This is a genomic window from Bombiscardovia apis (assembly GCF_033095945.1).
GTDB classification, from domain to species: domain Bacteria; phylum Actinomycetota; class Actinomycetes; order Actinomycetales; family Bifidobacteriaceae; genus Bombiscardovia; species Bombiscardovia apis.
Window position 1 is genome coordinate 203,775 of sequence record NZ_AP026800.1, and the last position, 23,340, is coordinate 227,114.

The following is a 23,340-nucleotide window of genomic DNA, read 5'->3' on the forward strand; positions in this document are numbered from 1 at the left end:
TTGCCGGTAGAGTGTACGCACACCATGTACTTTCAGGAGGTTAATATGGTGCAAAAGCAGTCGGTTGTAGTCATCGGAGGCGGTCCCGCCGGGCTCACAGCAGCGTGGGAGCTCGTCAAAGATGGCGGCGACCAGCGCTATGACGTAACCGTGCTTGAGGCCACCAAGATATTTGGCGGTATTTCTCGCACCGTGCGCCACAACGGCAATCGCATGGACATTGGCGGTCACCGCTTCTTCTCCAAAGACGATCGCATTATGGACTGGTGGAAGGAAGTGCTGCCCCTGCAAGGTGCCCCTTCATACGACGACAAGAAGCTTGGTCGCCACCACGACTTAGAGCCAGGCGGTCCAGACCCTGAGCAGACGGATCGCGTTATGCTTAAGCGTCACCGCGTCTCGCGCATTTATTGGAACCGTCATTTCTTGGATTATCCAATTTCGTTGTCTCCTGGGCTGTTCAAGGCTTTGGGATTCAAGATGACTATGGAGGCCGGCTTTAGTTACCTCGCTTCCATCTTCCATAAACTGCCTGAAGACAACTTGGAGAACTTCTACATCAACCGTTTTGGTCGCAAGCTCTACTCCATGTTCTTCGAGGGCTACACCGAGAAGCTTTGGGGTCGTCACCCGCGCGAGATTTCCGCAGACTGGGGCGCTCAGCGTGTTAAAGGCCTGAGCATTATTGCCGTTTTGAAGAACGCCTTCCAAAAGATGATGCCCAAGAAGCGCGACGCTCACGACATCGAAACCTCCCTGATTGAAGAGTTCTGGTACCCCAAGCTGGGTCCAGGGCAGCTCTGGGAGACGGTTGAGCAGCGCAACGTTGAGCACGGTGTCAAGGTGATTACCGATGCCAACGTGGTTGAGCTCATGCAAGAAGACGGCAAGATTTCCGGTGTGGTCTACGTCAACGAGCAGGGCGAGCGGGTCACGCTCAAGGCTGACCACTTCATCTCTTCGATGCCGGTTAAGGATTTGGTCAACGCTATTGCTGCTTCCGAAACCAGCGCTCCCAAGGAGATGGTGCGGGTTGCTAACGGCCTGCCCTACCGCGATTTCGTGACCGTGGGCCTGTTGATTAAGCATCTCAAGATTCGCAACACGACCGACATTCCTACCTTGGGCAACCCGCCCATCGTGCCGGATTGCTGGATTTATGTGCAGGATCCCGGATACAAGATGGGCCGCTTCCAGATTTTCAACAACTGGAGCCCGTACATGGTTGAGAAGCCTGACGACACCGTTTGGATTGGTTTGGAGTACTTCTGCGAAGAGGGCGACGACTTCTGGAACATGTCGGATGAGGAGGCCACTAGCTTCGCCATTAAGGAGCTGACTCGCATGGGTGTAATTGGTGGCCCCGGCGACGTGATGGACTCTCATCGTGAACATGTGAAGAAGGCCTACCCGGCTTACTTCGATACTTACGCGCAGATGCCAGAGCTGATTAACTGGCTGGATTCCTTCGGTAACTTGTATTGCGTGGGCCGCAACGGTCAGCACCACTACAACAACCAAGACCACTCAATGGCTACTTCGATGGAAGCAGTCAAGAACATTGAGACGGGCCGCACCAACAAAGACAACGTGTGGAACGTCAATACCGAGAAGGCTTACCACGAAGAGAAGCAAGCGTAAAGCTCACATGTAGCGGCCCTCAAGTTCAACTTGGGGGCCGCTCTTTGTATATGTGCACACTTTTACTTTCAATACTGTATGATTGTACATAACGACTGAGGTGAAGCACCGCCTGTGCGTTGTTACTCCCCGCGTGGCGCAGTTGCGTCAATCTAGGGGGCGTTGTAGTCTTAAAGCAGTTCGAATTGCTGGGATAGCATCGAACATTCATGAGCGGTTCATCCGCGAACTTCTTGAAGCTAGGCATTTCGTTTTGTACGGTGCTATAGCGGTAGGAAAGGCATTTTACAGTGGCAACAAGCCAAGATATATATACTATGAAGCTGCCTGAGCTCAAAGAGCTAGCTAAGCAGTTAGGTTTGCGCGGTACTTCTAGTATGCGCAAACCGGCTCTGATTGAGACCATTGAGGCAGCTCGCTCTGGTGGTCAAGCGCCCGCAGGCGTGAGCGTGAAGCCGGTCAAGACGGATAATGCCAGCAGCAGCGCCAGTGAGAGCGGGGGGACTTACGAAGAGCCTGTTACTGAGCGGGCAGCGCAGACGACATCGGTGTCGAATGCCAAGATTGATACTGAAGCCGCTGGCGAGAAAGCTAGTAAGGGCCAGGTTGGGGACTTGTTTGATGTGTTGGGCATTAATGACGGCGCAGAAGCAAAGTCTCGTGAGCGCAAAGAATCACACACCGTTGCTGACGAAGAGCAGGTGACTATTAATCGCCGTCGGCACCGCAGCAATGACTCTCATTCCCGCCTGCGTAACCGCGATGAGCGCGAGGATCGGTCAGACCGCGGACACAACAATGCCAGCAGCAGTAATGGTGGCGGCAAAGTGCGTGACTTGGACGATATTCTGGCTGCACTACCGGCCCGGGATACTCCTCCGACTCGTAAGCGTAACCGCGAGGAGAGCCACGAGCGCGACTACCGTCACGGCAGCTATGACCGTCGTGACCGTTCGGACCGTTCTGAACGTTCAGAACGCAACGATAGGTCTGAGCGCAACGATAGGTCTGAGCGTTTCGATCGCAACGATCGCAATCATGCTCGCAACAACCGTCGTACGGCCCGCGACTATGAGAATCGTGAAGACTTCTCAAGCGACGAATTAGTGCCAGTAGCAGGTATCGTCGATGTCTTAGACTCCTACGCTTTCATTCGTACTTCGGGCTATTTGCCCGGCCCGAACGATGTTTACGTCTCAATGGGTCAGGTCAAGAAGTATAACCTGCGTAAGGGAGATGCCGTGCAGGGCTTCACGCGGCCTCCTCACGATAGCGATCGCCGCAATCAGCGCCAAAAGTTTATGCCTTTGCAATCTATCGAGACGGTGAACGGCATGAGCGTGGAAGATGCGAACGACCGCGCCCACTTCAACAAGCTCACCCCGCTTTACCCGCAAGAGCGCATGCGCATGGAGACTGTGCCTAACCAGATTACTGGCCGTATTATCGACATTGTAGCGCCCATCGGCAAGGGGCAGCGCGGACTGATTGTCTCGCCGCCTAAGGCGGGTAAGACAATTACCCTGCAGAACATCGCCAATGCTATTGCCAAGAACAATCCTGAGGTTCATCTGATGGTGGTGCTGGTAGACGAGCGCCCCGAGGAAGTTACTGATATGGAACGCACGGTTCAGGGTGAGGTTATTTCCTCCACCTTCGACCGCCCTGCTACTGACCACACGACGGTCGCCGAGCTGGCTATTGAGCGTGCTAAGCGCCTGGTCGAGCTGGGCCAAGATGTGGTGGTCTTGCTTGATTCGATGACCCGCTTGGCTCGTGCTTACAACATCGCCGCTCCTGCTTCGGGTCGCATCCTTTCCGGCGGTGTCGACGCTCAGGCGCTCTACCCGCCCAAGAAGTTCTTTGGCGCTGCTCGCAACATTGAAAATGGTGGCTCCTTGACCATTATCTCTTCCGCTCTGGTGGAGACTGGTTCCAAGATGGACGAGGTTATCTTCGAGGAGTTCAAGGGCACTGGCAACATGGAGCTGCGTCTGTCTCGCGAATTGGCAGACAAGCGTATGTTCCCCGCCATCGATGTCAATGCTTCGGGCACCCGCCGCGAGGAGCTCATCACTTCTCCAGACGAGTTGGCTGTGGTGTATCGCCTGCGTCGCCTGCTGGGCGGACTAGAATCCGAGCAGGCTTACCAGACTCTGGTGCCGCGTTTGAAGAAGACCGCAACCAATCGCGATTTTTTGAATGCCATCAATCAAAACATGTTGGGGCAAAAGAACTAACTAATCTTGGTTCTGTATTACTGAGGGCGGCACCGCTGATTATGACGGCGCCGCCCTCAGGCGTATGTGCAGGCGAGCTGGGAGCGTACGCAGGTACTGCCTGCGCTCTTGGCTGCCGCGATTATTTTTGCTTGTCGCTCGGCTGCTGTGTTTGCTCCGTTTGTAACTCTTGCGGCTCTTGTTTCGCCTGAGCTGCCTGAGCTGCTTGAGCTACTGCTGCCGGAACTGTTTGAGCCGGAGCTTTGGGCTTGCAGCCCTGCCCGAGTATCTGACTGGCCAGCATTTGCGCACTCGGCCCTTTATGCAGCTGCACTGGCTCAGCTTTAGGCATGGTGCGTTTATAAGGCTTGGGCTTGTGCTTTTCTACCAGCTTGTTAACCTCCGGATCATGCCTAGCGCAATAGGCCAGCATGTCGTCAAGCTCAGCCACCTCTGGTTCAGAGAGGATAATGTCAGCGGCCTCTAGGTTTTCGTACACGCGCTCAGGATGCTTGGAGCCAGGAATAGGGACCAAATTCGGATATTTATTGAGCATCCAGGCTAGCGAAATCTGCGCATTGGTGGCCTGATTCTCCCGGGCCAGCCGCTCGATAATGCGCATGAGCCGGTGGTTAATGGTCCAGCGGTGAATGGCGCGCTTGGCCGCAGCTCGCTCTGCCGGATTCGGAGAGTTGCTGCCCTTGGGCTTGGTGTCGTCTAGATAATAGGAAGTGATGGGAGAGAAGGCCACAAACCCAATGTTTTCCTGAGCGCAGTAGGGGATGAGCTCATCTTCGCACAGGCGTTGAGCCATTGAGTAGGCATCTTGTACTGCGGTTAGTGGCGTAATACTGTGGGCATCGCGAATGGCATTGACACTTACTTGAGACATACCCCATCCGCGTATGAGTCCTTCTTCTATAAACTGTCCCATCACGCCAGCGATGTCTTCGACTGCCACGTCCACGTTGAGACGGTGCATATAATATAAGTCGAGGTAGTCGGTGCCCAGTCGTTTGAGTGTGCGGTCTAAGCGGACGCGAATGGCATCGTATAGCGTTTTGCTGTGCTTAACATCGGCCCAATTCATGTGAAACTTACTGCCGATGACGATCTCTTCGCGGTGGGTGCCTAAGGCCCGGCCAAGCAGCTCCTCGTTGTGGCCTATGTGGAAGATTTCCTTGCCGTAGCTTTCTGCGGTGTCAAAATAGGTACACCCGGCCTCATAGCCGGCTCGAATGGCTGCAATCGAGTCAGCCTCATCTGGCACATGCTCTCGTCCTCTAGAGAAGACCATGCAGCTCATGCCGACTTTGGAGACGTTTAGGTTCCCCAATTTCCTCTGCTTCACTGAAGTTCCCCTTCAAGTTATTATGAATCCCCTCTTAAATCTATGCGTACAAGCTATAAGTTTCCTGAATTTTCCCTGACTAAATTCCTAGGAAATTCTCAGCTTTGCTTCTAGGCGTTCGCATGGGGGCTAGCCCAGCTAGAGTAGGAACAGAAAGCGAATGGAGGCTGTATGCATGACGATATGAAGCTGAGTGAGACCATAGTAGGAGAGCAGATGGGCCTTGGCGATGGGGAAGTTGCCAGTGCAGCGAATGCTATCAGACAATTGAGAATTACTATCGATAAGGTGGATGCGGCCATAATTCGGCTGCTTGCCCAGCGTTTTGCTGCCACCGACCAAGTTGGGGGGCTCAAAGCGCAGGCTGGATTCGCTCCGGCAGACCCTGCCCGTGAGCAGGAACAGCGCGAGCAGCTGCGAACGTTGTCACTTGAGGCTGGCCTAGATCCAGCAATTGCTGAGCAATATCACGCTTTCGTGGCTTCACTGGCCAAGGAGCGCCACGCCCAGGCAGCTCAGCGTGCAAACTCTGAGGGCTGAGCGCTCATAGGCCACACAAAGCCCCGCCCGGTATCGCTACCAAGCGGGGCTTTTGCGTTTTATTTCTTGCGCTTGCTTGCGCGCTGAGCGTTACTGCTTGCGCGGCTTCTTTGCAGGAGGCTCGCCTAATTCGCTGGCTTGCACGCGCACACCACTAGCAGCTTCACTCTCGCCTTCGCCACTATTCTCGGCGCTAGCGGCCTTGCCTAGTTGGGCATCTTCTACCAGTTTGATAGAGCCAGTGACCATACCAGCCTGGGCAATGTCTCCCAGGGTTGCCTGCACTGCGGCTAAGCCCTCGGATGCCACGGCAAGCTGAGCCGAGAGGATGGGGGTCTTCATAGAGACCTTGGCCTCAGACTTAATCTTGCGCAATACCGCCAATGCATCTCCGGCCCAAGTGAGCACGTCTGCTGGAACATCCCCAGCGGCCTGCTCATATGCTGCTGCCTGGGGCCAGGCGGCCTTGTGGACCGAGCCCTCGCCCTCGTGCATCCACTGCCATACCTCTTCGGTAGCGAAGGGCAGGAAGGGTGCCAAGAGACGGGCGAACGCGTCGAGTGCTAGTCCCAAGGTAGTGCGCGCGGAGAACACGTCTTTTTCATCTGGTGCCGAACCCTGCTCGTCGGCCTTGCCGTAAGCACGGTTCTTAGCCAACTCGATGTAGTCGTCGCAGAAGTTCCAGAAGAAGGACTCAATGGTCTCCAGAGCCTTGGAATGCTCATAGTTTTGGAGGGCCTGCGTGGCTTCAGTAATGACTTGAGCGAGTCGAGCCAATACAGCCTTGTCAAGAGCCACGCTCACATCTGCCGGATCCCAAGCAGCCTGCGCTGCCTGCCCCACATGGTGGTTCTCGTCTTCGCGGCCAATGGAGAGCGCAAACTTAGTGGCGTTCAGCAGCTTAATGGCTAGCCTACGGCCAATCTTCATCTGCCCCTCGTCGTAAGTCGCATCTAGGCCCAAACGAGCGCAGGCGGCCCAATACCGAACCGCGTCGGCCCCATACTGAGCGATGGGCTGGTCGGGAACTACCACATTGCCTTTGGACTTCGACATCTTCTTGTGGTCAGGATCGAGAATCCAGCCGGAAAGTGCCGCATGCTTCCAGGGCAGGCAGTTGTTTTCCAAGTGAGCGCGGTCTACGGAAGAGAAAAGCCAGGTACGAATAATATCTTGGCCTTGCGGGCGCAAATCCATAGGGAAGGTAGCTTTGAAGAGGGCCTCGTTCTCTTCTCCCGGCTCAGCCCAGTGGGTCACAATCTGCGGGGTCAGCGAAGAAGTGGCCCAAGTATCCATGATGTCTTTTTCGCCCATGAATCCGCTAGGCTGGTCGCGCTGAGTCTCGTCAAAGCCTCGGGGTACATCGGTTGAAGGGTCGATGGGCAGTTGATCTTCGCTGGGCGTGATGGGGTGGGCATAATCAGCCTCGCCATCAGCGTTGAGCGGATACCACAGGGGGAAGGGTACGCCGAAGAAGCGCTGGCGGGAGACCAACCAGTCGCCGTTCAATCCCTCGACCCAGTTCTTGTAGCGCACGCGCATAAAGTCTGGGTGGAACTGCAACTCGTTACCACGCTCAAGTAGCTCGGCATTGAGCGCGGAGTCAGTGCCGCCGTTCTTCAAATACCACTGGCGAGAAGTCACAATCTCCAAGGGCTTATCACCCTTTTCGTAGAAGTTGGTCATGCGCTTGGTGGGCTTGGGCTCACCATCTAAGTCGCCAGACTCACGCAGGGCATCTACAACCATCTTGCGGGCGCTGAAGGTAGTCTTGCCTTCAATGGAGGCGAAGAGCTCGCGGCCCTGCTCGTCTTCAATCCAGTCAGGCGTAGCCATGATAATACGGCCGTTGCGTTGGATGATTGAGCGGGTGGGCAGTTTCAAGTCGCGCCACCACTGCACATCAGTCATGTCGCCAAAAGTGCAGCACATGGCAATGCCTGCACCCTTGTCTTTTTCGGCAGCAGGGTGGGCCAAGATGGGCACTTCCACCTTGAAGAGGGGCGAGTAGACCTTCTGGCCAAAGTACTTCTGGTAGCGCTCGTCGTCTGGATGAGCGATTAAAGCGCCACAAGCAGGCAGGAGTTCGGGGCGAGTGGTTTCAATGTGGAGAGGGGTGCCGTCAGCAAAGTGGAAGGCGATGCGGTGATAAAAACCGTCGTATTCGCGGCTTTCCAATTCGGCCTGAGCAACTGCTGTCTGGAAAGTCACATCCCACAGCCCTGGCGCTTCCTTCTGGTAAGCTTCACCGCGGGCAAGATTGCGCAAGAACGCCTTTTGCGCCACCCGGCGAGGGTGCTCGCCAATAGTGTTGTAGGTCTGCGACCAGTCCACGGAAAGGCCCAGCGAGCGCCAGAGCTTTTCGAAGAGCTTCTCGTCTTGACCAGAGAGCTTCTCGCACAGTTCGATAAAGTTCTGCCGGGAGATGGGCACCTGATCTTTGGCCTGAATCTTCTTGCCCTCAGTGCCCTCAAACGGCGGCTTGAAATCGGGGTCGTACTTGAGGGAAGTGTCGACGCGCACGCCATAGTAGTTTTGCACGCGGCGCTCGGTTGGCAGTCCGTTGTCGTCCCATCCCATAGGGTAGAACACATCGAAGCCGCACATACGCTTAAAGCGGGCGATAACATCGGTATGCGTGTATGAGAACACGTGACCCACGTGGAGGTGGCCGGAAACGGTGGGCGGCGGTGTATCAATCGAATAGACTGATCTTCGCTCGCGGGTGCCTCCGAATTGGTAGGTGCCGGACTCATCCCAGAGTTGGCTCCACTTATCTTCCAAGCCGTCCACACTCACCTTGTCGGGGAGCGGGGTCAGGTTGGCCTTAATAATTCCTTGATTGCTAGACATAGACCCAGTTTATGGGCGAATAGTGACAAGGCGCAAGCTCAGCTGGTAATGTGGTCGAATGTGGCTCAGCTCAAGTGACACAAGGCTTGTCTTCCTAGTTTGCCGTAAGATTCCAAGCAGGTAGGTAGGAGTCGCTCATATTGTCGACGAATCCTTTGACCTTAGATGAGGAGGCGTTGATTGGCGTCTTCTGTGTCAGCCAAGCGGAGGCGCACTTCTCGGAAATCGTCTGTGCATACTGCTTGAGCTGGGCGGCGAAATCATCGTCAGACTTGGCTCCGGTCACCATGCGGAAGAGCTGCTGGCATTCCGGGTCGTCAAAGAGCATGGTAGAGCTGGGATTGGCGAACTGGTCCACATCCGCATTGCTCATAGTAAGTAGAGTCAACTCATAATCATGCTTGTTGACTACCCGATCTTGGAAATCGTCATGATTGAGCATGGTTACTTCGACCGGAATGTTAGCCTTGCCCAGCTGGTCTCGAATTTCGTCTCCAATGGCCTGCCCCAGCGAATCCTCGTATACTAAGCGCAAGTGGCCGCCGTAGAAGGAAGGATTGAAGTAGGAGGCTAAAGAAGAGGCCTTGTTCACATCGTATTGGAAGGGCGCATAGTTGGCATCGTATCCCACGCTCAGCTCGTTCAAAGGGCCGGTGAGCGCCTTAGCAGTGCCCTCGGCTGAGTTGGCGATGGCCTGGCGGTCGATTCCGTAGCGGATGGCCTGCCTAAAGCGGTCATCTGAGGTGATGGCAGACTGAGAATTGTTGATGGCCAAGACTAGATTTTCATCGCTCAAGCCAGTCGAAAGAGTGAACCCCGAGCCAATACCTTTGGCGGCGACAGCTTCTTGGGCGCTTAAATCAACGGCAAGGTCTAGCTTACCGGAGGCAACCTGCTGGACCTGGTCTTTTGACTGGTCTGCATAGGAGAAGATAATCTTGGCGCTTTTGGCCTTGTGGGGGCCTTGATAGCTCTTACTTTTGCTTAAGACGAGCTCTTCGCCGGGCTTAAAGGAGTCCACCACATAGGGGCCGGAGCCCGCTGACTGCCTAGAATAATCGACTTTTGCCCCGCGATTATAGACAATGCCTAATCGGGTGGCCAACTGATAAGGCAATCGCGAATCTGGGCTTTTCAAATCAATGACCAATTCGCTGCCTGAAGGATTGGTCACTTTTGCCAAGTTGTCGAAGGTCTCATAGCCAGGATATTTGTTTTCAATCACCTGTTGCATGGACCAGAGCACGGCGCTGGAATCAACCGGGCTACCGTCTTCAAAGGTTTCTCCAGAGCGCAATTGGAAGGTGTAAGTCAGGCCATCGCTAGAGTGCTCCCAGCTGGTGGCCAGGCCAGGAGTTACCTTGCCGTGCTCGTCTAAACTCACTACTGTCTGGTACACGTTGCCCAGCAGAGCTTGGCTGACTGCCTTGCTGGTTTCCGTACGAATGTCAAGCGAGGCCGGAGCCTGGCGGGCACCGATGCGAACGGTACCGCCTGCCTCTTCTGCTTTGGTGTGCTGCCAGCGGTTGACTACGGGCCAAATCAGTGCCGCAATCAAACTGAGCACTACCAAGGCAATAACGAAGACCAAACTTGGTTTGAGACGTTTGCGAGTTTCCTTCATAGCCTTGATTCTAGCCCTCAGGGTGCACGGAGGTGTGTGAACCATGGAGTACCCTGCATTCGAGAACGTTGGCTGGCAGGCTTAGCTTGCTTTGGATGGCGCTGTTTCCTGTCTCACTAGCTGGCCATTTTCGTAGACTGGCACCGAGTCTGGGTCCACGGGTGCGCCAAGGAAGAGCTCGGCGCTGGGGCAGGTTGCTGCCAGCGGGCAGTGTCCACAGTCGGGTTTGCGCGAATGGCAGGTGGTTCGCCCGTGGTAGATGAGCCGGTGTGAGAGGTCAGTCCAATCCTTGGGTGGGAAATAGGAGCAGATTTCATGCTCAATTTTGACCGGATCTGGATGGGTGGAGCGCCAGTCGCCCCGCCAGCGCAGTCGTCCAGTCACTCGCGTCACATGTGTATCTACTGGGAATCCGGGTATGTCGAAAGCGTTACCCAAGACCACATTTGCAGTTTTTCTCCCCACTCCAGGCAGCTTCACGAGTTCGTCGATATTGGTCGGCACCTGCCCCGCGTAGTCATCGATTAGCATATTCGATAGGCCTATGATGTGGTCAGCTTTAGCGTGATAAAAACCGACGGAATGGATAATATCTTCCACATCCTGCGGGTTGGCCATCGCCATTTGCTCAGGGCTGGAAAAGTGCAAAAACAGCTCTGGGGTGACCGAGTTGACCCGCTTATCAGTAGTTTGAGCGCTGAGCACGGTAGCCACTAGCAGCTCGAAGGGGTTCGTAAAATTGAGAGCGCACACGGCTTGCGGAAATTCTTGGCACAATATGGCATATTCGCTATGCATACGCTCCAGCCTTGTGCGTTTGCCCTCGGGCCTATTGCTCGCCATGAGGCTTCGCTATCTTTCCTTGCCCGGTCTGCCGTTTGGAATGAGACTTAGTCTGTGTATGTGCCTGAGCTTGGCTTGAAGAGTGGCGAGCGTGGGAATCCTCAGCTTTACGCTCGTGCTCATTATGCTCGCTCTGGTTCGGCGTATCTTGGACTTGGGCATATTCAGCATTGGCAGCCTCTTCTGGGTCGAAGCGATAGCCCACATTGCGAACAGTGCCAATTACATGCTCATATTCGCCACCGAGCTTGGCCCTGAGCCGACGAATATGCACGTCGACGGTGCGAGTGCCGCCGTAATAGTCGTAGCCCCACACTTCCTGCAAGAGCTGAGCGCGCGTAAACACTCGGCTAGGGTGCTGCACCAAGTATTTGAGCAGTTCAAACTCTTTATACGCCAAGTCGATAGGCTGACCACGCAGTCGGGCCGTGTAACCGGTTGGGTCCACAATCAAGTCTCCAGAGCGTATCTGACCATTCGCATTCTGCTCAGGGGCGTGTTCCATTGGCATGGGCAGCTCGGGTTGGTATCCGCGTTCACAAACCAGTCGCAGTCGCGCTTCCACTTCTGCCGGTGAGGCCGTGGACACCACTAAATCTGCTAATCCCCAATCTTGGTTGACTACGGTGAACCCGCCTTCGCGCAAGATAAGAATTACAGGGATGTTGAGCCCAGAAGCCTTGAGCAGATTACAAATAGTTTTAGCGCCAGCCAAATCATCGCAAGCGTCCACAAAGAGAATTGTATCTTCCGGCATTTTTACTAAGGAAGCAGCGTCAAGGGGTAAGACCCGTACCCGGTGCGAGAGCAGGGCCAGGGCAGGCAGCACTGTAGCCGGATCCTTGGCCAAAGTCATCAAGGTTAAATCCGTCAATGCTGCTCCCTCCTTCTGCCGTTACCGCGAACAGCTGTTTTAAGGGTGTGGTTGTATTGTACAGTCGGGGGTGCGAAAAGTGAGATTCCTGACCATTACTTGGGATAAGGCATGGTAACAGGGTAGATTTGTCTTGTGGACTAGTTGGGCCAATTCCGGCTACGACCGAGATTGTCTGGGGAAACCGTTGTGGAGGCGCGTAAAACAATGACCAACATGGGTGAAGCACACGAGCGTGAGGGCAGTTATTCACACGAAACTGCCCTCGATGAAGAGGCTGTGGAAGGCTCAACTTCCAGCCGTTCGACGCTTGCCATTGCCTTCATGCAGCTGATTGTGCTGGCTCTACTTATCGTGCCTACTGCTTTTGCATTCACACCCTCTCTACCGGAGGAGTACACCTCTTGGATGAATCTGCTCTGTTTGGGTATCGTAGTGATTTCCCTTTCGGTGTATTCACTGGCCCGGGGTGGCGCGGAGAGCTTATTCGACAGCCTCTTCCCTTTCGTATTAGGAGCCGCCTCGCTCATCGGTGCCTGCTACTGGAATATGGTTTCCGTAGTCAGCGGGCGCATGGGTTTGGGCGACCAGTGGGTCATCGTCCGTCGTTGGATTAATTTAGTGGCAGTTTTGCTTGCTATTTTGGTAGTGTTCACCTTCGGCCACCAGATGCTTCGCCTGCATCGCACACAGGTAATTCGGGGGTTGGCTCGTAGTATTTTCAGCGGTTTGGTCTGCATTAGTGTCTCGGGTTGGATTTTCATGCCTGCGCTCGTTGCCCACTACACTTCGGGTTTTGACCAAGGCGTTTGGAGCTCACAAGGCCGCTGGTTCCTGGCTATGGCAGCCCTTGGACTTGTGCTTATTGCGGGCTTGTGCGTCTCATCTTGGGGCTGGTGGGCTGAGCGCGGGCGCAAAAGCGGTCGTGTGGCTCAGTCTTGTCTGGTCATTTCACTTATTCCGATTATGCTTTCTGGAGTGGTGATAGTCCTCGCGTTGATGGGCTCGCGCGTTTTGCTTAATCTCTTCTGATTATCAAAGAAGCCTGCCGTCCAAGTTGGAACCGGCAGGCTTCTTGCGGTATTTGTTTATTGGCCCGAATACGTGACGACGTTGAGCTTTTGATTCTGGTACTTGGCGATAAATACATCGCTCACATCTTTAATACCCTGCTCCTTGAGCTTGGCATTCAGCCAATCCTCGTCGCGCCCCATCAGTTCGAGCACATCTGGATTGGTGCGCCCGTCTACAATAATCGGGTAGCGTACATCTTTATCACCTTTTTGAATGATGGTAAAGCTGCCGTTTTGCTCCACAATCGCCCGCTGCACGTCGTTCACGTCACTCACACCACCGCTGCGCAGCTTAAAGTCCACATCTTTAGCTGTAAGATGCACTTTTAGGCAGTTACGCACCAGCAGTTTGCCGTCTTTGATGATGGTGGTCGGCTCGCCGTCAATGTATTTGCCCACTAAGTGAATGTGGGTCTTGGCATAGCGAGTGACGAGAATGAGTGAGGACCAAATGAGTAGAATCACAATATATTGGGCCATCGTAATCGAGGAATTGTAGAGCACGCCGCCCACAATGCCACCAAGTACGTAGTTTTGTAATTGGTCCATTGTTGAGGTGGGAGCCAAGTTGCCCTTGCCTGTAACATTAATGAGCAGAGTAATAAAGAGCAGGCCTATAACCAGTTTGGCGGCCACATCTACGTAGAAATTGATGTCCATCGCTTTACTCTCCTACTACGGTTACGTCAGGCTCGTATAAATCAACTTTTGACAGCAAAAACTCTGAACCTGAGCCATTAAAAACGAGGGAATAGTAGCCCTTTGGCGTTTTAATCAGCATGTCATTATTGCGCGAAGTGTCGTTAATAGCGATGCTTTCGGGCTTAATGTCGAGCTTTTTCGCTGATTTTTCAATAACTACTGTCAGCTGGCCGCTCTGCACACTTGCCGTGCGCAGGTTGGTGAAGTCGCTGTATTGGATGGCCACTGCAAGTAGGAGTAGGGTTCCCAAAATAATTGAGAGGTCCTTATATTTGAGATCCCACTTGTTGCGTGAGTATTTAATAATGAAGACCAAGAAGGCCAGAGCCAAGAGAGAAATCACCGCAATTTTGATGATGCCCCAGTTGGTCTGGCCCCCCTTCAAATAGCTGTACGAGTAAAAAGTCATGGCGCTCCTTGCTTCCGTGAGCCCTGCTACCTGTACAATAATTCTATCGTTGGCAGTGCCTACGCTTATAGCGCACTCGCACGTACTATTGAGAAAGTTATGCCAAATACTGGCTAATCAGCTCCTTGTATATGTTGATAAAGTCCAGATACATGGCCTTGGAAACCCACTCGTTGTCTTGGTGAGGGGTGTTGGAACCGGGCCCGAAAGTGAGGTAGGAGAACCCGTTGGGCTGGTCGATGAGGAACTTGGAAGCATCCGTGCCGCCCGAGACGCCGATGACCGGCAGCTGATTGGGCACGTATTCAAAGCCCATCATTTTGGCGGTAGCGCGGGCCTGCTCTAGTTCCTTGTCGGAGAGTGGGAACTGGCTCATGTGGTCCGGAGCAATCTCTTGTGCGAGCTTGACCAAACGGCAATTCTTATCGCCAATAATGGGGATGATGTCCATGTCGACATCCATGCTTACTTGGGCCTTGGAGGAGGCGTTAAAGCGGTCAATTACGCCGTTCACGATGGAGAGAATGGTCTCGTTGTCGAGCTCAGGAATAATGCGAATATTAATTTCGGCCTCAGCATCGGCAGGAATAGCGTTGACCTGATTGCCGCCGTGGATGGTGTCGATGTTGAAGACTGTGCCGCCCAAGACCGGGTTCGTTACCCCATCCATTCTCTGGTGCATCTCGTCTTTAATCTGGTCCAAGACCTCAAGCAGGGCTTCGACTGCGTTAATGCCCATTGCAGGCATAGAGCTGTGAGCAGCGCGGCCCTTGACCTTAATCTTGAGATCGAGCTCGCCCTTGTTGGCGTACACGCCCGCATATCCGGAAGGCTCGCCAATAATGAGCGCATCCACGCCCTTCATGTAGCCCTCGCTGGTCAAGCGCTCGGCGCCCGGCTGGCCTACCTCTTCTCCTGCGGTCACGAGGAATTTGAGCGTGCCTTTAAGAGGAGTGTTCTCACGCTTGAGCTCAATCATGGAGATAATCATGGCCGCCAAGCCGCTCTTCATATCGGTAGAACCGCGCCCGTAGTAGGTGTCGCCATCTTCTGCCTCCGTGAGTACGAAGGGGTCGGTGTGCCAATTGTTCATATTGACATCAACTACATCCATGTGCCCAGAAATAGCAAGAACTGGCTCGCCGGAGCCGATAGTGGCCACCATATTCGCGCGGTCATCGTCGAAGGGAAGAATCTCAGATTCAATGCCCTCGGCGTCAAAGAGTGACTTAATATATTGCGCTACTGGCAGTTCGTGGCCGTTTATGGACTTAAAAGCAACCAGCTTGCGTAGGATGTCCATCTTTTCTTGTTCTGTCATCGTGTAGCTCCTTTTGACTCAAGCGAGGTACCTTCTCCAAGCATTGTTGGTTCCTCTACTCTATAGCGTTTTGCAGGAAACGGGTGATGCGTCTCGCAATGTGGTACGCTTTCGTCCCCGCGAATGGTGGTTCAAATAGGAGAAACGCCGGCAGAACACCAGTAAGTCTGTGCTTACCGGGTCTGTCGGCGTATAGAAGTGAGCGCTGGGCTCTTTAGTGCTGGTCGGCTAGACGCTTGCGGGCTGCGACGATTTCCTTCTCGGCGGCCTCGGCATTGGTCCAGTAATCGCCGGGCATAACTTCCTTGCCGGGTTCCAAGGCCTTGTACTGCTCGAAGAAGTGCTTGATCTCAGCCTTGTGGAATTCGGAGACATCGTCAATGTCCTTGATGTCGTCGAAACGCACGTCGGCAGGTACGCACAAGACTTTGTCGTCGCCGCCGGCCTCGTCCACCATGTGATACAGGCCTACTGCGCGGCACTCAACTACGCAGCCGGGGAAGACGGAGTTGGGCAGCATAACCAGAGCGTCGAGCGGATCGCCGTCTTCGCCCAAGGTGTTCTCGATGTAGCCGTAATCATCGGGGTAGCCCATCGAAGTGAAGAGCGTGCGGTCGAGCATAATGCGGCCGGTTTCGTGGTCCACCTCGTACTTGTTGCGGGAGCCGCGAGGAATCTCCACCAGTACGTCGAATGTTTCTGCCATCGTCTTCTCCTTCATCGTTGGATGCTCAGTGCTTACGCTAGGCAACTTTTAAGCAATACTGTACCCCAAGCACTTGCCCAATGCTGCTCGCGCTCGCAGTTGGGAACGAATACTACGCGGAAGTTATCCACATTGGCTCGTAATAGGGCACATTCGACCACATTGCTCAGGGAATGCGGTGAAAGTGCCTTCGAGCTGCAAGACTTATCGACATACCACACAAAGTGATTCATAAAAAAGCCGGGTGGTGTGTTTTGATAGAGGAGGACAGCATGTCGCACAAAGCGAAGGCGCAAACCGAGGACACCAATGATGGAAGACAACATGCCCGAGGCAAACCAGAATCAGCAGAGCTTGCCGCGCTCGTACAAACGACGACGAATCGCATTAGTGGTCAGCGTGCTCGTCTTGCTGATTCTCATCGCGGTTGGGGGTGGAGCGTGGTGGGCACATGAGCGGAAAAATACGGCTTTTGCTGACTGCATTCAATCCCAAAAGGATGCTCGTGCCGCTTCGCAGAGCTTGAGCAAGGCTCAAAAAGAGGCTGCCAAGCTGGGTGAAGTGGGCGAGGAGCAGGTTACAGATCCGGCAACTGTGGAGCAACTGCGCAAGGCTGGTCGAGAGTTGGCAGCTTTGCCGAAGCAGGAGTGCGCCGCTAGTGATTCGGCAGATAGCTTGCGTTCGGGGGCGAAGAAGTATCGGCAATCGCAGGAGGCAATGGATAAGCAGGCCGGGCTCTTGAGTCGGGCGGCTGATGCGCTGGCACGCTCGCGGGATGCTAAAGCGCTGGCTGATGCCAAGCAGGGTTTGCGCGGTAAGCAGGATGAGGGGTCGAAGTTGCTTGCGGATTCTGAGGGCAAGGTAGCAGATAATGCTAGTCGTGAGAGTTTGCAGCAGGCTATAGCTGATGCGGGCAAGGTTGATAGTGCTCAGCCTGGTGATTATGTCAAGGTTCAGGCTAACTTGCAGGGTGCTATTGATGCGGTGAATGCGAATGTGCAGGCTAAGGCTGATGCTGATGCTCAGGCGGCTGCTGCGGCTGCTGCTCAGGCAGCGCAGGTGGCTCAGGTGCCGGTGCAGCGTGGTCAGTCGTATCAGCCGGCTTACCAGCCCGCTCAGCCTGCCCCACAAGCCAGCCAACCAGCCCCACAAGCCCCAGCTCCAGCAGCCGGCGGGTCTGGTGATAAGCACTACCGGATTGGTACTGAGCATCAGCAAGGCACCGGCGGCTGCGCGATTGGAATGTTTGGCAATCCTACTGGGAATTGCTGATTAGATTGTATGCGGTGTCTCTCCGCCTTTAAGTCTTGGCGGACCGGCGGAGAGATGCCGTTACTTAACTTGGAGAGGGGATAATCCTCTCTCCTATAACCATAACAGGAGTTACCTATGGTGAAGGGAAAATTAGGGCGCTTAGCGCATGCTAAAGCATGGGCTGGTGGTGTCGCAGCAGTAGTGTCTCTGGCGGTTATGCTGCCGGCCGGAGCTGCTTTCGCGGGTATCGGTACCGGCGGCGGCGGTGTCATTGGCGGCGGTGGTGGACCTGGACCCACAGGCGATTTGCTATATCTTAATGACAACACAACAATCATGAATGATCCCGCCACGTGGACGCCTGAACAAGGGTGGGGCGACGGCTCAATTAACTATTCGATTTCCCAGATTGAAGCTGGTTTTGGTAAGCCTTTCTCACCTGCCTCCAGGGATGCAATCGTACGTTCTTGCCGCGCTGCGGTCAGTAACGCTATTGCTGACAAATCTAATGGTCCGGCTACTAAAGCTCGTGTTGTTGGCATTGCAGCCACTTTATCTGATAGCACCATTCCAGGCCAGATAGTGACCTGGGGCGATAACAAAACTGACTTTACGAACCGTTTTGAAGCCAACTGGGCTGGCATGAACCCAGCATCCAGTCTCAAAGGCTGGAGTGCCGGTGAGCTTAACGCTGGTCATGATTCGATGCGTAATCAGATTCAGGCGGTTGCTGGTCAGCCGAGTAATATTTGTATGGCTTATAACGAGTATCAGCCGCCGAAGCCTGAGTATCATTTGACGGTGGAGACTGAGCAGCAGGGGGGTTTCCCGACTGCTGGTGGTACGCAGGCGGTGTCGGATAAGATTATTGCGCATGCTAGTACTGCTATTCGCGAGGATGTGAATGGTACGAGTACGTTGGTGTGGGCTGGATATAATGGTGCTCCTGCCCGTTCAGTGAGTAAACCAGCCCGTATTCATAATGATGGTGTCAGTGCTGGCCCCTCGTTTACGCCGGCTGATTTTGGTTGGCAGGTGTGGCCGGCTGGCAAGTTTGGTTATAGGTTGGATGTGCCGAAGCAGGGTCAGATGGATGCTGCGGTTTCTTTGGATGAGAATGCGCCGGGTGAGTCTTGGTTGCCGCATCCGCCAGCACCGCGTAAGACCTTGTGGAATGCGGATAACGCTAGCCCGATCACGAACCCGAACGCGATTGTGGTCAATGGTGTGCCGTACGTGGCTCGCATTAGCGCTCAGACGGCTGGGTCTAATAATTTCTGGATGTATGAGGTCATTACCGACCCCGATGTGTTCATCGGTGCTGCCGACCGCGATGATGTTTCCAAGGTGAAGGTTACTGATGCTGCTGGCGGCCCGCAGGTGGCGCAGATTAGTATCGACCGTTCACAAGCAGGGCAGGTGATTGTTAAGGCCCACCCGGCTGATGGTCAGCCTCGTGAGTTGACGTTGCATGTGCCTACGTATCCGAAGGCTACGGGCCGCAGGGATGTGGTTAAAGATGATTCTAAGTCTTGCTGGTCTGGCGACAACGTCAACTGTTTAGCTGGAGATCATAGGGAGATTACGAAGGTGCCGCCGGCACCGGATAAGGTGTGGACGGTCGACGAGGCCGGTGCCCTAGTAGTAGCTGACCCCGGGCACACGAATAATGCTGGCAAAGACAACAAGACCTTCATTCCCGGTAGTCCTATTACTGCTGTGGTCAACGGTCGTATTCCAGCCGGTTTAACCGGTGATATGGCCGCGTACACCCTCACCGACGATTGGACCAATGCGGCCCAGTACGTGGACTTCTCTGACCGCTCCAAGGTCAAGGTATACGTTGACGGTGTCAACCGTACCAGTGACTTCACGATTACGATTGCTGGCACGAAAACTATCGCTAAGGCTAAGCCCAGCATGCTTGCCGGTACTGCTCATTTGAGCGCAGACAAGATTGTCAAGCTGGTTATCTCGGGCAAGGTCAAGGATGTGAGTGCTCCGGCAGGGCAGCGTTTGACGAATTCGGGTTCGGAAACTTGGGGCGATGAAACGGTTCCTACCAACGATCCGCCTGTGTTTGTGCGTACACCTGATCCTAATAAGGTGTGGGTCTTGGATAATGCCGGTGGTCTAGCAGCTCAAGACGAGGGTAAAACTAGCGCTAAGGGCAAAGATAATCGCGTATTCGTGCCCGGAGACGCTATCTCCTCAGTAGTGAACGGCCGCTTGCCGCAAGGATTGGCCGCGAACCTATCAAACTACGCCATTAGTGACGACTGGTCAGCAGCCGCGCAATACGTCGATTTCTCCGATGCTTCCAAGGCAAAGGTGTATGTGGACGGTGTTGACCGTACCGGTGATTTCAGTATCGCGGTGTCTGGTACCAAAACTATCGCTACTGCTAAGCCTGCCATCTTGGGTGCCACTGAGAATCTGCAAGCCGATAAGGTAGTCAAGCTCATTATCTCGGGCACAGTGAAAGACGCTGATGTGCCAGACGGGGTGACTTTCACTAATTCAGGCTCGGAAACTTGGGGTGACAAGAGTGTGCCTACCAATGATCCGCCTGTGTTTGTGCGCTCTCCCAAGCCTGACAAGGTGTGGGTATTAGAGCGGGCCGGTGCTTTAAGCGCTGCTGATCCTAATCACACCAATACTGTTGGCGAGGATACGAAAGTGTTCTTGACCGGTGATGAAGTCGGTGGTGTGGTCAATGGCAAGCTGCCTAAGGGCTTGGCTAAGGATTTGGACTCGTATGTGATTGCTGATGATTGGACGCCAGCAGCCCCTTATGTGGACTTTAGCAACGTTTCTAAGACACGCGTGTTCATTGATGGTGTTGACCGTACCGGTGATTTCACTATTAAGGTGCAGGGTACAACCACTATTGCTACCGCTAAGCCAGCAGTTTTATCTGGTACCGAGAACTTGCCCACTGATAAGATGGTAAAGCTCTATATCGGTGGCACTTTCAAGGACGCTACTCGCACAAACGGTAAGCTCGTGCAGCTGACCAATAAGGGTTATGAGCAGTGGAATAAGAAGAAGGTGCCTACTAACGAGCCGCCGGTGTTTGTGTGGACCCCCAACCCTGACAAGAGCTGGGTAGGGTTAGAAAACGGCGATCCAATGAGCGATTCTGAGGATTACAAGCTAGTCATCGACCCGTCTAAGAGCAACCAGACTGGCGCTGATAATCAGGCCTTCCGTCAAGGCGACCGCGTGGCAGCAGTAGTCAACGCTACTATGCCAGCTAACTTAGCGAGGGTGCCGAACATAGTGCTCTCTGATGATTGGAAGCAGACAGCCAAGATTGTGCAGGCTGAGGTTGTGAGCCATATTCGCATCTACGACAAGGATGCAACCACGGCTGAACACTCCACTATCGATGCTATCGACGCTGCCGGCCGGGATGTGACCAACGATTTCACGATTACGGTGAACGGTACGGTCGCGACTGCTACTCCCAAGCCTGCTTATGTGGCTAGCTTGCAAGGTATGAGCTCAGCACGCCAGATTAGTATGCTAATTCCCTTCCAAGTAAAGTTTGACCCAGCAGGTATCCGTAAGGACTACGGCAAGCAGCCCGGCGACCAGCTCGACACTTGCAAGAACCCCAACGGGTCGGGCCTAACCAACAAGGGCAAGCAGCAGGCAGGCCACGCGCCTGTGGACACGAACCAGCCTGGCATTTGCGTCACCGTGCCGTCCATTCATAAGGATGTTATTGGTGAGTCGAGTCAGGGTGGCAGCCAAGAGAGTATCGATGGCAAAACCGTTATGCCCGGCCAAAAGGTCGAGTACACGGTACGCGTTGACCCGCTCATTCCTACTAACGATGCTTACGAGGTAACGAAGGTTGCGGTTTCGGATACGTACGATGTGCAGACTGTGCCTGATAAGCAGACCCTAGAAATCACTGACCTCAACACCGGCCAAGTAATCCCGCGGGCTCAGTGGACAGGTGCATGGGATGATGCTCAGCACAGCTTCACTGCCACCTTCGCCGACACTTGGGTGCAGGCAAACTGGCCTAAGGGTTCGCATCCGCGCATTCTGCTTCGTTTTGAAGCAAAGGTCAAAGATGATGCCCCAGCCGATCACACTATCGACAACCAGGCATGGCTGACTATTAACAATTCGGTCACGCCTTCAAACAAGGTGAAGAATCGGCCGCCGAAGATTGATCCGATTAAGGAGGATACCCAAAAGGATCCCTCTATCAACATTGATGGCAAGACCGCTCTGCTGGGAGACCGCCTGTACTACCGGATTAGTATCGACGCCAGCGACCTTACTGACAGTGCTTATAAGGTGCAACGCTTGGGTGCTATCGACGACTACGACGAGGCCTACCTCAAGCTCGACGAGCAAGCCATACAAGTGCTTGACCCCGCCGGCGCTGATGTGACCTCCAAGCTCAATATTCAAGTCAAAGACGGTATCGTATATGCCTTCTTCAAGACCGTAGACACCGAGATACCCGCCACCGGCGAGACCATCAAAGGTGACCCACAGCCCGCAGACTTGCAGGCTTACAGCACCCAGCAGCTCGACCCCTTGAAAGACCCGGCCATTGACCAAAGCCTGCTGGGTAAGAAATACCAGCTGGTGCTGCCGGTCACAGTGATACGAGTGAAGGATGGATATACGGTCAAGAACACGGCCAAGCAGATCACCAACAGCCGGGAGAGTGTAACGAACACAGTAGCTAACCCCCTTAAACCCATCAATCCCAGCAAAGATGTGATAGTAAACGTTGGAGGAGAGAGCGTAAACCATCAGACCATTTACCTGCATAGTCAGTTCCTCTACCGCCTGAATTCGTCGGTGCTGCCAGCCAACAGAGCTTATCCAAAAATCACAGATTGGAGCATTGCTGACAAATATGATGCCGAACACGACAAGCCGACCGAGCAGTGGGCGGTCTATGCGAATCGCGATATGCACACATCCGACGGCAAACTCCTAGCTAAGCGAGGCGAGCGCATAGGAGGCAAAGGCTTCGACTCAAGCGCTTTTGGTGGCCAATTGTTTACTTATGCAAACAAAAACGGTGAGCTGATGATAGCGGCAACTGCGCTCTACTTGGATCTGGTTTCACGAGATACGGGAGAGCAAGCCTGGTCTGCTTACGTGCAATGCACTCGCTACAAGAGCGCTCAAATGGTAAAGAACTGGTTCTTGGAGACCGTAAACGGTGTGCAGCGGCCTTCGAATGAGGTGGAAACCAAGACTCCGGAGCTCGCAGCTGCTATCACTATCGAGAAGTTCGACCAAGCCAGCGGGCCTATACAGGGAGACCGTAATGACCCTGCTGAAGCGCTTGAGAACGCTATCGATGGAACCCCTATTGTATTTCGCATTACGAATACTGGAGATGTGCCCGTGACCGGCTTGCAGTTGCAAGACACGACGGTAGCTGGCTCCGGGCAGGTTGAGTATCTGCAATACCCTCAGGATTTCAGCCAGCTGGTGCTCAAACCCGGCGAGCATGTTGACGTTACCGGCGAGCTCAACGGAGTAGCCGAGGGCGATAGCCATACCAATAGGGCTGGTGCTTCGGGCAAGCCAGTAGTGGACTGCCCAGTGGTAGATGACGACCCTTGGGATGACTTACCCGGAGTGCAGCAGGCGGGCGAATGCAAAGGCGAGGAAGTGGTATCGCGGCCAGACGATTGGAACGGTAAGCGCCCACCAGCGCAGCCAGACCCCCTGCCCTTCACCGGTGCAAACGTGATGATCGTGTGCCTGCTCGGCCTCTCAGCCCTAGGAGCCAGCATTCCGCTCCTACCCAGTATCAGAAGTCGTTTTCATTCCAGGCCTAGCGCTCAACATGCCTCTCAGTAGGCCCCAATCTGAGGTGTTGGCACTCACTTACGTGCCAACACCGTTCTATCAGTAATTGCAAACTCAGTTAGTGGTCG

14 protein-coding genes and 1 pseudogene are annotated in these 23,340 nt (G+C 54.2%); 6 read left to right on the top strand and 9 right to left on the bottom strand.

The window, feature by feature from the left end:
* The first annotated feature begins 45 nt into the window (after positions 1-45).
* Complete coding sequence (locus R8377_RS00710; protein ID WP_317643052.1) at positions 46-1,641, top strand: NAD(P)/FAD-dependent oxidoreductase; 1,596 nt, start codon at positions 46-48, stop codon at positions 1,639-1,641.
* Between the two features lie 317 nt (positions 1,642-1,958).
* Positions 1,959-3,881, top strand: a complete 1,923-nt coding sequence (rho, locus tag R8377_RS00715) for a transcription termination factor Rho (RefSeq protein WP_425605029.1) — start codon at positions 1,959-1,961, stop codon at positions 3,879-3,881.
* A gap of 121 nt (positions 3,882-4,002) precedes the next feature.
* Here rho and R8377_RS00720 read toward each other — a convergent pair whose 3' ends face one another.
* Complete coding sequence (locus R8377_RS00720; RefSeq protein ID WP_317643054.1) at positions 4,003-5,196, bottom strand: aldo/keto reductase; 1,194 nt, start codon at positions 5,194-5,196, stop codon at positions 4,003-4,005.
* 186 nt (positions 5,197-5,382) lie between these two features.
* Here R8377_RS00720 and R8377_RS00725 point away from each other — a divergent pair, with 186 nt between their 5' ends.
* Complete coding sequence (locus tag R8377_RS00725) at positions 5,383-5,751, top strand: chorismate mutase (protein WP_317643055.1); 369 nt, start codon at positions 5,383-5,385, stop codon at positions 5,749-5,751.
* A gap of 90 nt (positions 5,752-5,841) precedes the next feature.
* Here the strand turns inward: R8377_RS00725 and valS are convergent, their stop codons facing one another.
* The 4 genes and pseudogenes from valS to R8377_RS00745 form a co-directional block, all read right to left on the bottom strand.
* On the bottom strand, positions 5,842-8,604 hold the full coding sequence (valS, locus tag R8377_RS00730; protein WP_317643056.1) for a valine--tRNA ligase: 2,763 nt from the start codon (positions 8,602-8,604) through the stop codon (positions 5,842-5,844).
* A gap of 94 nt (positions 8,605-8,698) precedes the next feature.
* On the bottom strand, positions 8,699-10,228 hold the full coding sequence (locus tag R8377_RS00735; protein WP_317643057.1) for an ABC transporter substrate-binding protein: 1,530 nt from the start codon (positions 10,226-10,228) through the stop codon (positions 8,699-8,701).
* 180 nt (positions 10,229-10,408) lie between these two features.
* A pseudogene (nth, locus tag R8377_RS00740) lies at positions 10,409-11,071 on the bottom strand (endonuclease III); the annotation flags it as partial.
* Entirely contained in the window at positions 11,058-11,945 is an 888-nt protein-coding gene (locus R8377_RS00745; protein WP_425605002.1) for a winged helix-turn-helix transcriptional regulator, read from the bottom strand. The pseudogene nth and the gene R8377_RS00745, both read right to left, overlap by 14 nt.
* A 216-nt stretch (positions 11,946-12,161) precedes the next feature.
* On the opposite strand from R8377_RS00745, the gene R8377_RS00750 reads away from it, so the two are divergent.
* Entirely contained in the window at positions 12,162-12,977 is an 816-nt protein-coding gene (locus R8377_RS00750) for a hypothetical protein (RefSeq protein ID WP_317643058.1), read from the top strand.
* Positions 12,978-13,033: 56 nt separating this feature from the next.
* On the opposite strand, the gene R8377_RS00755 is transcribed toward R8377_RS00750, so the two are convergent.
* From R8377_RS00755 to R8377_RS00770, 4 genes are all read right to left on the bottom strand, one after another.
* Positions 13,034-13,678: a DUF421 domain-containing protein gene (locus R8377_RS00755; protein ID WP_317643060.1), complete on the bottom strand. Its 645-nt coding sequence runs from the start codon at positions 13,676-13,678 to the stop codon at positions 13,034-13,036.
* A gap of 4 nt (positions 13,679-13,682) precedes the next feature.
* Complete coding sequence (locus tag R8377_RS00760) at positions 13,683-14,129, bottom strand: DUF3290 domain-containing protein (protein WP_317643061.1); 447 nt, start codon at positions 14,127-14,129, stop codon at positions 13,683-13,685.
* 97 nt (positions 14,130-14,226) lie between these two features.
* Positions 14,227-15,450 carry an ArgE/DapE family deacylase gene (locus R8377_RS00765; protein WP_317643062.1) on the bottom strand — a complete coding sequence of 408 codons (1,224 nt, stop codon included), beginning with the start codon at positions 15,448-15,450 and terminating at the stop codon, positions 14,227-14,229.
* A gap of 214 nt (positions 15,451-15,664) precedes the next feature.
* Positions 15,665-16,156 carry an inorganic diphosphatase gene (locus R8377_RS00770; RefSeq protein ID WP_317643063.1) on the bottom strand — a complete coding sequence of 164 codons (492 nt, stop codon included), beginning with the start codon at positions 16,154-16,156 and terminating at the stop codon, positions 15,665-15,667.
* Between the two features lie 309 nt (positions 16,157-16,465).
* Here R8377_RS00770 and R8377_RS00775 point away from each other — a divergent pair, with 309 nt between their 5' ends.
* Both R8377_RS00775 and R8377_RS00780 read left to right on the top strand, forming a co-directional pair.
* A complete protein-coding gene (locus R8377_RS00775) occupies positions 16,466-17,428 on the top strand; it encodes a hypothetical protein (protein WP_317643064.1) in 963 nt (320 codons plus the stop codon).
* Positions 17,429-17,545: 117 nt separating this feature from the next.
* Positions 17,546-23,263, top strand: a complete 5,718-nt coding sequence (locus R8377_RS00780) for an LPXTG cell wall anchor domain-containing protein (RefSeq protein ID WP_317643065.1) — start codon at positions 17,546-17,548, stop codon at positions 23,261-23,263.
* The last annotated feature ends 77 nt before the right edge of the window (positions 23,264-23,340 follow it).

Bases quoted from the DNA above. Each gene is read 5' to 3' on its own strand.
- R8377_RS00710 (WP_317643052.1), top strand. From the start codon at position 46: ATGGTGCAAAAGCAGTCGGTTGTAGTCATCGGAGGCGGTCCCGCCGGG.
- rho (WP_425605029.1), top strand. From the start codon at position 1,959: ATGAAGCTGCCTGAGCTCAAAGAGCTAGCTAAGCAGTTAGGTTTGCGC.
- R8377_RS00725 (WP_317643055.1), top strand. From the start codon at position 5,383: ATGCATGACGATATGAAGCTGAGTGAGACCATAGTAGGAGAGCAGATG.
- valS (WP_317643056.1), bottom strand. From the start codon at position 8,604: ATGTCTAGCAATCAAGGAATTATTAAGGCCAACCTGACCCCGCTCCCC.
- R8377_RS00735 (WP_317643057.1), bottom strand. From the start codon at position 10,228: ATGAAGGAAACTCGCAAACGTCTCAAACCAAGTTTGGTCTTCGTTATT.
- R8377_RS00750 (WP_317643058.1), top strand. From the start codon at position 12,162: ATGGGTGAAGCACACGAGCGTGAGGGCAGTTATTCACACGAAACTGCC.
- R8377_RS00755 (WP_317643060.1), bottom strand. From the start codon at position 13,678: ATGGACATCAATTTCTACGTAGATGTGGCCGCCAAACTGGTTATAGGC.
- R8377_RS00760 (WP_317643061.1), bottom strand. From the start codon at position 14,129: ATGACTTTTTACTCGTACAGCTATTTGAAGGGGGGCCAGACCAACTGG.
- R8377_RS00765 (WP_317643062.1), bottom strand. From the start codon at position 15,450: ATGACAGAACAAGAAAAGATGGACATCCTACGCAAGCTGGTTGCTTTT.
- R8377_RS00770 (WP_317643063.1), bottom strand. From the start codon at position 16,156: ATGGCAGAAACATTCGACGTACTGGTGGAGATTCCTCGCGGCTCCCGC.
- R8377_RS00775 (WP_317643064.1), top strand. From the start codon at position 16,466: ATGATGGAAGACAACATGCCCGAGGCAAACCAGAATCAGCAGAGCTTG.
- R8377_RS00780 (WP_317643065.1), top strand. From the start codon at position 17,546: ATGGTGAAGGGAAAATTAGGGCGCTTAGCGCATGCTAAAGCATGGGCT.